Origin of the sequence: Streptomyces cyanogenus (genome assembly GCF_017526105.1) — a bacterium.
Lineage (GTDB): Bacteria > Actinomycetota > Actinomycetes > Streptomycetales > Streptomycetaceae > Streptomyces > Streptomyces cyanogenus.
On record NZ_CP071839.1, the window covers coordinates 1,149,487 to 1,164,317 of the forward strand.

Below are 14,831 nucleotides of genomic sequence, written 5' to 3' on the forward strand. Positions count from 1 at the left end.
GGACTCCAGTGGGGCGCCGTTGAACGAATGGGGCTGGGCCGCCGGGGGCAGATGTGTGTCCGCCGGCCGGGTCCGGAACAAGCGGTGCGGCCTGGTTGCGCGCGGCTCACTGTTCCCCGGCGGCCTTAAGGCGGACTACAGCGGGATTAAGGCGCGGCGCGTCCCGAGCACGCCGGCCCCTGGCGCGAGGCCCCGGCGCATGCCAGCTCCCGGTGTGTGCCCAGGCGGCCCGGCTTCACGGCCTTGGCTTTAGACGGCACCAAGGACCCGGTTAGTCGACCGGGTGACCCTGACGGCGGCAGGCGAGGTCTGCGCCGAACCGGGCGGTCGTCGAGTGATCGGAGCCCTGTGGCACGCCCGGAGCGGCGGCTCCTGGGCCGGTCGCGGCCCGACGAACGCGAGCGGGACAGAAAGGGTCACGAAGAACATGCCGAGCGAGTACGCCTCCGCGGTGTCCAACACCCGCGTTTCCCCGGAACTGTTCGCGGTGATCGGCTTCTCCTGCCGGCTGCCCTCGGCGGACGATCCGGACGCTTTCTGGCAGCTGCTGGCCAATGGTGCGAGCGCGGTCACCACACGACCGGATCAGGTGTCCGGCAACGGCGACGGACGACGCGCCGGGTTCCTTGAGGACGTCGGAGGCTTCGACGCCGCCTTCTTCGGCATCTCACCGCGCGAGGCGGTGGAGATGGACCCCCAGCAGCGGCTGATGCTGGAACTGAGCTGGGCCGCCCTGGAAGATGCCGCGATCGTCCCGGACACCCTCAGGGGCAGCCGCACCGGCGTGTTCGTCGGATCCATCTGGAACGACTACGCGAACCTGCTGCACTCCCGGGGCGCCGGAACGGCGAGCCATCACACGCTCCCGGGCACCAGCCGCGGTGTCATCGCCAACCGCGTCTCGTACGCCCTCGGACTGCACGGTCCCAGCCTGACCGTGGATGCCGCGCAGTCGTCTTCGCTGCTCGCCGTCCATCTCGCCTGCCAGAGCATGCGCGCGGGCGAGTCGGACCTCGCCCTCGTCGGCGGCGTCAACCTCAACTTCTCCCCCGAACGCGTCGCGGAGGCCGCCGCGTTCGGCGGTCTGTCCGACGACGGAGAGTGCTTCACGTTCGACGCCCGGGCCAACGGCTACGTGCCCGGCGAGGGTGCGGTCGTCGTGGTGCTCAAGCCGCTGGCGGCGGCCCTGGCGGACGGCAATCCCGTGCACTGTGTGATCCGCGGCAGCGCCGCCAACAACGACGGTGCCACGGACGGACTGACAGTGCCGAGCGCCGAAGCGCAGAGCGACGTACTGCGGCGCGCCTGCGAACAGGCGGGCACGGACCCGGCCGACGTCCAGTACGTGGAGCTGCACGGGACCGGCACCGCGGTCGGCGACCCGGTGGAGGCGGCGGCGCTCGGCGCCGTCTACGGCACGGCGCGGCCGGCGAACGCACCGCTCCTCGTCGGATCGGTCAAGACCAACGTCGGGCACCTCGAAGGCGCGGCGGGTCTCGTCGGGCTCCTCAAGACCGCCCTCAGCCTGCGGCACGGACAGCTGCCGCCCAGCCGGAACTTCTCGACCCCCCACCCGCGGATCGACCTGGACGCGCTCCGTCTGCGGGTGCAGACCTCCCTCAGCGCCTGGCCGCACCCCGATCGGCCCATGCTGGCGGGGGTCAGTGCTTTCGGGATGGGCGGGACGAACGTGCACGTCATTCTTGAGGCGGCGCCGGTCGAGGCGCCGTGCGAGACACCGGCCGAGACACCGGTCGAGGCGCCGGCCGATCAGGAAACAGCGGACGACGACCCGGGCACGGAGGGGCCGGCGCCGTGGCTGCTCTCAGCCCGCACCCCCCAGGCCCTCCAGGCCCAAGCCGCCCGCCTGCACACCCACCTCACCCGCCACCCCCACCTGGACACCACCGCCGTCGCCCGCGCCCTGGCCACCACCCGCACCCACTTCAGCCACCGCGCCGCCATCACCCACGGCACCCCCACCCAACGCCTCAACGCCCTCCACGCCCTCACCCACAACCAGCCCCACCCCCACCTCACCCACCTCACCACCACCACCACCGACAGCGAAGCGAAGATCGCGTTCTGCTTCAGCGGCCAGGGCACCCAGCACCCCGGCATGGGCCACGACCTCTACACCACCAACCCCGCCTTCGCCCACCACCTCGACCGCATCTGCCACGCCCTCGACCCCCACCTCGACCACCCCCTCCAACACATCATGTGGGCCACCCCCAACGACCCCCTCACCGGCCTGCTCAACACCACCCTCTACACCCAACCCGCCCTCTTCGCCCTCCAGACCGCCCTCTACCACCTCCTCACCGACCACTACGGCATCCACCCCCACTACCACCTCGGCCACTCCCTCGGCGAAATCACCGCCGCCCACACCGCCGGCATCCTCACCCTCACCGACGCCGCCCACCTCATCACCACCCGCGCCCACCTCATGCACACCCTCCCCCCCACCGGCGCCATGGCCAGCATCAACCTCCCCCCCGAACCCATCACCCACTACCTCAACCAACACCACATCACCGACGTCACCATCGCCGCCCACAACACCCCCACCACCACCGTCATCGCAGGCCACCACACCACCATCCACCACATCACCACCCACTACCAGCAACAACGAATCAAAACCAAAATCCTCAACACCACCCACGGCTACCACTCACCCCACCTCGACCCCATCCTCGACCAACTCACCCACACAACCAGACACCTCACCCACCACACCCCCCACACACCCCTCATCACCAACCACACCGCCACCACCACAACCCACCCCCTCCCCACCAACCACTGGACCACCCACGCCCGCCAACCCGTCCACTACCACCAATCCATCACCCACCTCCACCACCACGGCGTCACCACCTACCTCGAAATCGGACCAGACACCACCCTCACCACCCTCAACAACCACACCCTCACCAACACCAACGACACCGCGCCAACCACCGCCACCGCCACCCTCAACCCCAAACACCACCCCACCCACACCCTCAGCCACGCACTCACCACCCTCCACAACACCGGCACACCCATCAACTGGGACAACGCCCTCCCCCACACCCCAGCCACCCCCCTCCCCACCTACCCCTTCCAACACCAGCAGTACTGGCCGACGTCGACCTTCGAACCGACCCCGGTCGCGGCTGCCCCGGTGACCGACGCCGCTGTGTCGGAGGAGGACCGCCGCCGCTCCCTGCTCGACCTCGTGCGCGCGCTCGTCGCGCGGGTGCTGGGCTTCTCGTCGGCGGACGAGGTCGAACTCCACACGCCGTTCCGGGATCTGGGCATGGACTCCATGTCCGCGGTGGAGCTGCGGAACCAGCTGAGCACCGTGACCGGGCTGAGGCTGCCGACCGCGCTCACCTTCAACTACCCGACGCCCGCCGCCCTGGTCGCGTACCTCCAGGAAGCCTCCGGTGCTCCGGAGGGCGGCGAGCGGGGCGGGCGTACGGAAGGCGTCTCCGCTGTCCCCGTACGCGCCGCCGAGGAGCCCGAGCCCCTCGCGATCGTGGGCATGGCATGCCGCTACCCGGGAGGCGTGGCCTCTCCGGAGGACCTGTGGCGACTGGTGGCCGAAGGGACGGACGCCATCGGCGAGTTCCCCGGCAACCGGGGCTGGGACCTCGACGGCCTGTACGACCCGGATCCGGCGGCGCACGCGACGTCGTACGTGCGGTCGGGCGGTTTCCTCCATGACGCGGACGAGTTCGACGCGGCGTTCTTCGGGATCAGTCCGCGCGAAGCGGCGGCGATGGACCCGCAGCAGCGTCTGCTGCTGGAGACGGCCTGGGAGACACTGGAGCGTGCGGGCATCGATCCGGCGGCCCTGCGCGGTTCGGCGACGGGTGTCTTCGTGGGGGCGACCGCGCAGGACTATGGTCCCCGGCTGCACGAGGCCCCGGCGGGCCTGGACGGACACCTGCTGACCGGCACCACCAGCAGCGTCGCATCGGGCCGGGTGGCTTACACGTTCGGCTTCGAGGGTCCCGCGGTGACCGTGGACACCGCCTGCTCGTCGTCGCTCACCGCCGTGCACCTGGCCGGGCAGGCGCTGCGCAACGGCGAGTGCTCGATGGCGCTGGCCGGCGGCGTGACGGTGATGTCGAGCCCGGGGATGTTCGTGGAGTTCAGCCGGCAGCGGGGCCTGGCGGCCGACGGCCGGTCCAAGGCGTTCGCCGCGGCGGCCGACGGCACGTCCTGGGCAGAGGGTGCAGGCATGCTCCTGCTGGAGCGTCTGTCCGACGCACGGCGCAACAACCACCGGGTACTGGCGCTGATCCGCGGAAGCGCCGTCAACCAGGACGGCGCGAGCAACGGCCTGTCCGCGCCCAACGGCCTGGCGCAGCAGCGGGTCATCCGGCAGGCGCTGGCGAACGCACGGCTTGCTGCGGCGGACGTCGACGCGGTGGAGGCGCACGGCACGGGCACGGCGCTCGGTGATCCGATCGAGGCCGAGGCGCTGCTGGCCACCTACGGCCAGGACCGTCCGGCGGACCGGCCGGTGTGGGTGGGTTCGCTGAAGTCCAACATCGGGCACACCCAGGCGGCCGCGGGGGTCGGCGGCGTGATCAAGGTGGTGATGGCCCTGCGGCACGGGCTGCTGCCCCGCAGCCTGCACATCGACGCGCCCAGCCCGCACGTGGACTGGTCCGTGGGCAACCTGTCGCTGCTGTCCGAGGAGCGGGAGTGGCCCCTGACGGACCGCCCCCGCCGGGCGGCCGTCTCCTCCTTCGGCATCAGCGGCACCAACGCCCACGTGATCCTGGAACAGGCGTCCGAGGGCACGTCCGACGACGGCGTCCAGGGCGCCGGCGGCCAGGGCAGCGGCGCGCAGGACGCGGCCGGTCCCGTGGGCGGGTCGGGCGCCGAGGTCGTGCCGTGGGTGGTCTCGGCGAAGTCGGAGGCCGCCCTGCGCGGCCAGGCAGCCCGGCTGCTGGCGCTGCTGGACGGCGACCCGGGGCTGGACATCGACGCCGCCGGCACGGCCCTGGTCGTCTCCCGTGCCGCACTGGAGCACCGGGCGGTGGTGGTCGCCGGGGACCGCGACGGATTCCGTTCCGGGCTGCGTGCGCTGGCGGCCGACGGCAATGCGCCGAACCTGGTGCGCGGCACGGTGCGGGCGAGCGGCCGTACGGTCTTCGTCTTTCCCGGTCAGGGGTCGCAGTGGGCCGGGATGGCCGCTGCCCTGATGAGCTCCTCGGCGGTGTTCCGCGCGGAGATCGAGGCGTGCGACCGGGCGATGGCGCCGTTCACGGACTGGTCACTGACCGATGTCCTGCTGGAGCGCGAGGGTGCGGCGCCATTGGACCGGGTGGACGTGGTGCAGCCCGCGCTGTTCGCCGTGATGGTGTCGCTGGCCGCGCTGTGGCGGTCGTACGGTGTGCGGCCGGACGCGGTCGTCGGTCATTCGCAGGGCGAGATCGCGGCCGCGTACGTGGCCGGCGCCCTCTCCCTGGACGACGCCGCGAGGGTCATCACACTGCGCAGCAGGGCGCTGCGGGGCATAGCGGGCACCGGTGGTCTGCTCGCGGTGCCGCTGCCCGCGGCCCGAGTGGCGCCGCGGCTGGAGCGGTGGGCGGGCCGGCTAGACGTCGCCACGGTCAACGGCCCGGCCTCCACAGTGGTCGCCGGGGATCCGGAGGCGCTCGACGAACTGCTGGCCGAGTACACCGCGCAGGAGGTCCGGGCGCGCCGGATCCCGGTGGACTACGCCGCGCACTCCCCGCAGGTCGAGGCGATCGAGGAGGAGCTCCGGGAGGTGCTCGCCGACATCGCGCCGCGGTCGTCGGCGACCGCCTTCTACTCGACGGTGACCGGCGGACGGATCGACACCGCGAGGCTGGACGGCGACTACTGGTACCGCAATCTTCGGCAGACCGTCGAGTTCGAGCGGGCCACGCGCGCGCTGATCGCCGATGGCCACCGGCTGTTCGTCGAGACCAGCCCGCACCCGGTCCTGACCGTGGGGGTCCAGGACACCGCCGAGGACACGGAGGCCGCGGGCGACGTGGTCGTGGTGGGCTCGCTGCGCCGGCAGGAGGGGGGCCTGCCACGCTTGCACACCTCGCTCGCCGAGGCGTACGTGCACGGTGCGGCCGTCGACTGGCCGGTGGCCGAGGGTGCGGCGCGGGCGGTGGACCTGCCGACGTACGCCTTCCAACGGCAGCGTCACTGGTTGACGGCGCCCGTCGCGTCGGGCGCTCCCGGCGGGCTGGGGCTCGGCCGGGCGGACCACCCGCTGCTGGGTGCACGGCTCGACGCCGCCGACGAGGACCGCCTGGTGTTCACCGGCCGGATCTCGACGCAGACCCACCGGTGGCTGACCGACCACGCGGTGCACGGCACGGTGCTGCTGCCCGGCACCGCCTTCGTGGAGTTGGCCCTGTACGCGGCGGGACGGGCCGGCTGCGCCGAGCTGACCGACCTCACCCTGCGGACACCGCTGGTGCTGGCCGCCTCCGGCGCGGTGCGGCTCCAGGTCACGGTCGGCGCCGCCGACCCGGCAGGACGGCGTCCGGTCGGGGTGTACTCGCGGCCGGACACCGACGACGCCGACGGTGAGGAGTGGACCTGCCACGCCGTGGGCACGGCCGAGCCCGCCATCGCAGGGCGCCCGCATTCGAGCGGGCCGTGGCCGCCGCGCTCCGCGGAGCCGGTCGACGTCGACGAGCTGTACGCCTGCCTCGCCGACGACGGCTACGAGTACGGCCCGGCGTTCCAGGGAGTGCAGGCCGCGTGGCGGCTCGGCGAGGAGATCTACGCCGACGTCCGGCTGGCGCCCGAGCAGGTGGGCGACGCGGACCGCTTCGGTCTGCATCCCGCCCTGCTGGACGCGGCGCTGCACGTCCTGGCACCCGCCGGACAGCTGGGCACGGACGAAGAGGGCCGGATCCGGCTGCCGTTCGCCTGGACCGGGGTGTCGCTGTGGTCGCCGGGGGAGCCCGCGGCGCGGGTGCGCTGGACCCGCGGGGGCGCGGGCGAGTTCGGACTGACGCTCTTCGACAGCGAGGGCACGCCGATCGCCGCGGCCCGCTCGGTGGCCACTCGCCCGGCCTCCCCCGCGGTGCTGCGCGGCGCCGGTGCGGTGCGGCCCGAGGGGCTGCTGAGGCTGGAGTGGATGGCCGCGGGTGGCGCCGGCACTCCGGCGGATCCGGGCCGCTGGTGCCTGCTCGGCGACGAGCACGGGACGCGTGTCACGGCCGGCTCGCCCGGCGACGACGGTCGGGGACCCGCGCTTGAGCGCCACCCGCATCTCGCTGGGCTGCTGGACGCGGTCCGGTCCGGCCGGCCGGTACCGGACGTCGTGCTGTCCGTCGTACCCGGGTCCGCACCAGCCGGCGGGCAGCGGCAGGCGGTCCCGGAGGCCGCTCACCGGGCGGTGCGCGACACCCTCGCGCTCCTCCAGGAATGGTTGAGCCGCGCGGAGTTCAGCTCGTCCCGGCTGGTCGTCGTCACGCGCGGCGCGATCGCCGCCGCCGGGGACGGGGCCGGCGACGGACAGGGCCCCGACCCGGCCGCGGCGGCCGTGTGGGGGCTGGTGCGCGTCGCGCAGAGCGAGCACCCCGGCCGCTTCACCCTGCTGGACCTCGATGGCGCCGGTTCCTCGGCGACGGCGCTCATGGAGGCGGTCTGCGGCGACGAGCCACAGCTCGCGGTGCGCGCGGGCACCGTCCTGGTGCCGCGGCTCACCCGGCTGCCGGAGTCCCCCTACCCCACGACCAGGCCCGCTGTCGTCCCGGACGGTGCCGCGGACGGGGTGCGGATCGACCCGGACGGAACAGTCCTGATCACCGGTGGCACGGGTATTCTCGGCAGCCTGACGGCACGTCACCTGGTGACCGCCCACGGCGCCCGGCACCTGCTGCTGGTCGGCCGGCGCGGCGCGTCCGGGGAAGGCGCGGCCGCACTGGCCGACGAACTCACGGCGTACGGCGCCGAAGTGCGCTTCGCCGCTTGCGACGTGGCCGACCGTGACGCGGTGGCGACGCTGCTCGCCACCGTCCCCGAGGCGCACCCGCTGTCGGTGGTGGTCCACGCGGCCGGTGCGCTGGACGACGCGGTGGTCGAGCGGCTCACGGCGGAGCAGACGAACACCGTACTGCGGCCGAAGGCCGATGCGGCCTGGCACCTGCACGAGCTGACGCGGCATCTGCCGCTCACCGGCTTCGTGCTGTTCTCGTCGGTCGTCGGCACCGTGGGCACCGCCGGTCAGGCCAACTACGCCGCGGCCAACGCCTTCCTCGACGCTCTCGCGCAGCACCGGCACGAGGCCGGACTGCCGGCGACCTCGGTCGCCTGGGGCCTGTGGGGCGAGGCCACGGGGATGACCGGCCATCTCACGCACGCCGACCGCGCCCGGCTGACGCGTGGTGGTCTGACCCCGCTGACGACCGAGCAGGGCCTGGAGCTCTTCGACGCGGCCCGGCGGTCCGGTGAGGCCGCGGTGGCCGCGGCCCGGCTGGACGGTGCGGTGCTGCGCCGGCAGGCCGAGGCGGGCACCCTGCCGGCAGTGCTGCGCGGGCTGGTCCGCACCCCCGTACGCCGTGCCGGTGCCGCAGGAACGGACGGCTCCTGGGTGGAGACGTTGGCCTCGCTGCCGGGCGAGGCGCGCGGCCACGCGGTGTCCGAGCTGGTGCGCACGCACCTGGCGACGGTCCTTGGCCACGCGGACACGGCGAGCGTCGACGGCGACCGGGCGTTCAAGGAGCTGGGCATCGACTCGCTGACCGCGGTCGAGCTGCGCAACCGCCTCAACGCGGCCACTGGTCTGAGCCTGCCGTCCACGTTGGTGTTCGACCATCCCACACCCGCCGCGCTGGCCCGGTACATCGACGTCGAACTGGGCGGCGGGTCCGCCGGTGCAGCGGAGTCGCGGACCGCCGCCGCGCGTGCGGCCGCCAACGAGCCGGTCGCCGTCGTCGGGATCGGCTGCCGCTTCCCCGGCGGTGTGACCTCGCCGGACGAGCTGTGGCAGCTGCTGCTGGACGGCCGCGAGACGGTCGGTGACTTTCCCTCGGAGCGCGGCTGGGACGTGGAGGAACTATACGACCCGGACCCGTCACGGGCGGGCCGCAGTTCGACCCGCCGGGGTGGCTTCCTGGACGACGCGCACCATTTCGACGCGGAGTTCTTCGGGATGAGCCCGCGCGAGGCACTGGCCACCGACCCGCAGCAGCGGCTGCTGCTGGAGACGGCCTGGGAGACGCTGGAGCAGGCCGGGATCGATCCCTCCGGACTGCGCGGCAGCCGGACCGGCGTCTTCGCGGGCGTCATGTACGGCGACTACGGCGGCCGGCTGCGTACCGCTCCCGAGGAGATCGAGGGCTATCTGCGCAACGGCAGCCACGGCAGTGTCGCGTCTGGCCGGGTCGCCTACACCTTCGGCTTCGAGGGTCCGGCCGTCACCGTGGACACGGCCTGCTCCTCGTCCCTGGTCGCCCTGCACCTCGCGGCGCAGGCGCTGCGTTCCGGCGAGTGCGATCTGGCGCTGGCCGGTGGTGTGACCGTGATGGCCACGCCGGCCACGTTCATCGAGTTCAGCCGGCAGCGAGGGCTGGCCCCGGACGGCCGCGTCAAGGCGTTCGCGGCGGCCGCCGACGGTACCGGGTTCGCCGAGGGGGTCGGCTTGCTGCTCGTCGAGCGGCTGTCGGACGCGCGGCGCAACGGCCACCGGGTCCTGGCCCTCGTCCGGGGTTCCGCCGTCAACCAGGACGGCGCCAGCAACGGGCTGACCGCGCCCAACGGCCCCTCCCAGCAACGCGTCATCCGCCAGGCGCTGGCCAACGGGGGCCTGGAGCCCGCCGAGGTGGACGCGGTCGAGGCGCACGGCACCGGCACGTCGCTCGGGGACCCGATCGAGGCCCAGGCACTGCTGGCGGCCTACGGTCAGGACCGGCCCGCGCAACGGCCGTTGTGGCTCGGCTCCGTGAAGTCCAACATCGGCCACACCCAGGCCGCCGCCGGTGTGGCGGGCGTGATCAAGATGGTGCAGGCCCTCCGGCACGGCATCCTGCCGAAAACCCTCAACGTGGACGCCCCCAGCCCGCACGTGGACTGGGAGGCGGGAGCGGTCAAGCTCCTCACCGAGCAGACGTCCTGGCCCGACACCGGCCGCCCCCGCCGGGCCGCCGTCTCCTCGTTCGGGATCAGCGGCACGAACGCCCACGTCATCCTCGAAGCACCGCCCGCCGACGACATCCCCCCGTCCGCCGCCGGGTCCACCGGGCCGGCCGGCGAGGCGTCCTCGGACCATGCTGAGGGTCCGGGAGCCGAGTCCGTCCCGGCGTCACCCCGCCCGGTGCTTCCCTGGGTGCTCTCGGCCAGGACGGACACCGCGCTGCGCGAGCAGGCCGAGCGGCTGTACCGGCACCTGACCGAGCGGCCGGGACTCGGTCATGAAGAGGTCGGTCACGCGCTGGCCACCGCCCGCGCCCACTTCGACCGGCGCGCCGCGATCCTGGCCGACGACGACGAGGAGCGCCTGGAGGGCCTGAAGGCACTGGTCCGCGGTGAGTCCGCGAGCGGCCTGCTCCACGACGCGGCCGCCCCGGCCCCCGGCAGGACGGTGTTCGTCTTCCCCGGCCAGGGCGGCCAGTGGCTGGAGATGGCGGACGAATTGCTCCAGGACTCACCGGTGTTCGCGCGCCGCGTGGAGGAGTGCGCGAAGGCACTGGATCCGCTGACCGGATGGTCCCTGATCGACGTGTTGCGCCGGGAGCCCGGGGCGCCGCCGCTGGAACGCGTCGACGTGGTGCAGCCGGTGCTGTTCGCCGTGATGGTCTCGCTTGCCGAGCTGTGGCGCTCCTACGGCGTGCACCCCGACGCAGTCGTCGGCCACTCACAGGGCGAGGTCGCCGCCGCCTGCGTGGCCGGGGCGCTCTCCCTGGACGACGCGGCCGCGGTCATCGCCCTGCGCAGCCATGTCATCACCGGGCTCGGTGGCACCGGCACCATGGCCTCCGTTCCGCTGCCCGCCGACGAGGTCTCCGGCCTGCTGGCCCGGGACCACGAGGGCCGTGTCACCGTCGCCGCCGTCAACGGCCCGCGCACCACCGTGATCGCGGGTGACGTCGACGGCGTACGCGGCATCGTGGCCGACTACCAGGACCAGGGCGTCCGCGCCCGGGAACTGCCCGTCGACTACGCCTCCCACTCTCCCCACGTCGAACGTGTCGAGGGCACTCTGCTGGAGGCCCTGGCCGGCGTCCGTGGAGGCGTCTCAGACATCCCGTTCTACTCGACGGTGACCGCGGGTCCCCTGGACACCACGACCATGGACGCCGCCTACTGGTACCGCAACCTTCGCCGGCCGGTGCGCCTTGAGGAGGCCGCGCGGCGGCTGCTCGCCGACGGGCACCGGCTCTTCATCGAGGTCAGCCCCCACCCGGTGCTCTCCGTCGGGCTCCAGGAGACCATCGAGGCGGTGGGTGCCGAAGCCGCGGTGGTGGGAACGCTGCGCCGTAGGGAGGGCGGCCCGGCCCGCGTCATGGGCTCGCTCGCCCTCGCCTACACGCGGGGCGCGGCGGTGGACTGGCGGCGCCTGCCGCACAAGGTGCCGACGCCCCCCGTGGACCTGCCCACCTACGCCTTCCAGCGCCGGCCCTACTGGCTCGCCGCCGACGCCGCCGGTACCGACCTACGGTCCGTCGGGCTCAGCCCCGCGGACCATCCGCTGCTCGGAGCGGTGACCGAACTCCCGGACGGTGGACTGCTGTTCAGCGGTCGGCTGAGCCCTGCCGACCATCCCTGGACGGCCGACCACGCGGTCCTGGAGAACGTGCTGCTGCCGGGAGCCGCGTTCGTCGAGCTGGCGCGGCACGCCGCGGAGCACCGCGGCGCGGGCCTGATCGAGGAACTGAACCTGCATGTGCCGCTCGTCCTTCCCGAACAGGGCGCGGTGCAGCTGCAGATGTTGGCCGGGGCGCCGGACGCGGACGGCCGCGGCACGCTGGTCGTCCGTTCGCGGCAGGCGGGCTCCGCCGGCGCCGACGGTGCGGCCGCGTGGGTCGAGCACGCCACCGGTGTCCTCGGCCCGCCCGCACCGCCGGCCGCCGGGCCCGCACCCGCCCCGTGGCCGCCGGCCGGTGCCGAGCGGGTGGACATCGAGGACCTGTACGAGCACCTCGCGGACGCCGGCATCGGCTACGGCCCGGTGTTCCAGGGGCTGCGCGCTGCCTGGCGTGCGGGCGAGGTCCTGTACGCGGAGGCGGAGCTGGGCGAGTCCACCGCTGCCGACGGGTTCGGCATCCATCCGGCGCTGCTGGACGCGGCCCTGCACCCGGTGTTCCTGCGCCCCGGCGCGCTGCCGGAGGCGGAGGGGGGCGAGCGCCGGGTCCCACTGCCCTTCGCCTTCTCCCGGGTGTCGGTCGAGGCGGGTGCCGGCCGGGCCGTACGGGTGCGGATGTCGCCGGTCGGCGCTGACGCGGTGTCGTTGACGCTGAGTGACAGTACGGGCCGCGAGGTGGCGTCCGTGGGGTCGCTGGCGGTGCGGCCGGTCGGTGCCGACCAGTTGCGTCGCGTCTCCGGCAGCCGAGAGCCGCTCCTCGGCGTCGACTGGGTCACCCCGGTACCGTCTGCGGATGCCGTGGCTCCCGCCGCCGGACGCTGGGCGGTGCTGGGCGATCCACCGGACACGTGGCACGACTTGGCGGGCCTCGACCGGCACGCCGACCTGTCCGCCCTGCTCGCGGCGATGGGGCGCGGTGCTCCGCCGCCGGACCTGGTGCTCGTCCCGGTCCCCGGTGCGGACCCGGACAGCCCGGCGGACACCGTCCAGCAGGCGCACGCCGTGGCCCGCCGTACGCTCGGCCTCGTGCAGGACTGGCTGGCCGCCGACCGGCTGGACAGCTCCCGGCTCGTCCTGCTGACCCGGCGGGCGGTCGCCGCGGGTGCCGACGAGGACGTACCGGATCTCGCGGCCGCCGTGGTCTGGGGGCTCGTCAGGGTGGCGCAGTCCGAGCACCCCGGCCGGTTCGTGGTCGTCGACCTCGACGAGGGGGCGCCGGAGGCACTGCCCGCCGCGCTGAGCGCCGCGGTGGCGGGTGAGCCGCAGTCGGCGCTGCGCGGCGGCGCCGTCCTGGTCCCGCGGATCGCCCGCGACAGGTCGGCCGCGCCGCCGGCCGGACGGTCCGACACCGCACCGCCCGCCCTGGACGCGGGAACGGTCCTCATCACCGGGGGCACCGGCACGCTCGGTGCCGTCCTGGCCCGTCACCTGGTGGTCGGACACGGCGTACGGCACCTGCTGCTCGCCAGCCGCCGCGGCCCGCACGCCGACGGCCTCGGTGCGCTGGTGGCGGATCTGACCGGCCTCGGCGCCGAGGTGACCGTCGCGGCGTGCGACGTCACGGACCGGGAGGCGCTGGCCGCCCTGTTGTCCGGCGTCCCGGAGGAGCACCCGCTCACGGCGGTCTTCCACGCCGCGGTGGCCCTGGACGACGCGACGGTTGCCTCGCTGACCCCGCAGGGGCTGGAGGCTGTGTTCCGCCCCAAGGTGGACGCCGCCTGGCATCTGCACGAGCTGACCCGGCACCGCCCGCTGTCCGCGTTCGTGCTGTTCTCCTCGGTGGCGGGCCTGGTGGGCAACGCCGGGCAGGCGGGTTACGCCGCCGCCAACACCTTCCTCGACGCCCTCTCCCACCACCGGCGTGCGCTCGGTCTGCCCGCTGTGTCCCTCGCCTGGGGGCTGTGGGAGCAGACGAGCGGCGCCCTGGACCAGGCCGACCGGGCCCGACTCAACCGCTCCGGGATCACCGCCCTCGGTGCCGTGGAGGGCTTGGCCCTCTTCGACACCGCACTGGCGGCGAACCGCCCCCTTGCCGTACCGGCCAGGCTCGATCCGCCGCGGCTGCGCGCGCAGGCGGACGCCGGTCTGCTGCCCCCGCTGCTTCGGGACCTGCTGCGCGCACCCGGCCGACGGACCCCGACGGCAGCCGGTCCGTACGCCGACGACCGGGCCGCGGCACTGCGGGAGCAGCTGCGCGGTCTGGGCGAGCCTCAGCAGCACCAGGTTGTGGTGAAGCTGGTGCGCGGCCTGGTGGCGACCGTGCTCGGTCACGACACGCCGGAGCGCGTGGCGGTGGAACGCGGGTTCCTCGACATGGGGTTCGACTCACTGACCGCCGTGGAGCTGCGCAACCGGCTCAACGCGGCGTCCGGTCTGCGCCTGCCCACGACCGTGGTCTTCGACCATCCCACCGTGTCCGGCCTGGCCCTGCGGCTACGGACCGAACTCGTCGTCCACGACGCACCGTCGGAGAAGTCGGCACTCGACGATCTGGACCGGCTGGAGTCCGCGCTCGGGGACTACTCGCCGCAGGCCCGCACCAGGCTCTCGACACGGCTGAGGGAGTTGCTGCAGCAGCTGGGCGGCGGCCCGGCGAGGTCGGGGGTGCCGGACGCCGAGGCCGACGAACGGGTCGAGTTCGCCACCGACGACGAGGTCTTCGACTTCATCGACAACGAACTGGGCATCTCGTGAGCCCGGCCGCAGCGCCGGGCGCGCCCGGCCCCCGCGACGGGGCCGGTCACGAGGGAGACGGGGAACGGGCCGCGGACGCCGCGACGGGGGGCCTCGGGTTCGCCTTGGGGTCGGGTTCGCCGTGCAGCGCGTGTCTCCCGTTCGGCCCGGGTCTCGCGTGCATCCCATGCCTCCTGGCCGGGCCGGGTCCGGCACTCGGCCACGGTTCCGCGTACGGCCGAGGTCCCGCCGTCGGCCGGGGTTCCACGTCCGGCCGGGGAGCACCGTACGGCCAGGGTTCCACGTTCACCCCAGGCCTTCCGTTCATGCAGGTGACAGGTGAGGAGCA

The 14,831-nt window shown here is 73.8% G+C and carries 1 protein-coding gene; it reads left to right on the forward strand.

Translation table 11 applies throughout. The annotated features are described in order from the left end of the window. Positions 1-427 precede the first annotated feature (427 nt). The gene (locus S1361_RS05085) at positions 428-14,503 is read left to right on the forward strand and encodes a type I polyketide synthase (protein WP_208030644.1); all 14,076 of its coding nucleotides are present in this window, start codon (positions 428-430) and stop codon (positions 14,501-14,503) included. Positions 14,504-14,831 lie beyond the last annotated feature (328 nt).

Coding starts and splice junctions, on each gene's coding strand:
- S1361_RS05085 (WP_208030644.1), top strand. CDS start 428: ATGCCGAGCGAGTACGCCTCCGCGGTGTCCAACACCCGCGTTTCCCCG.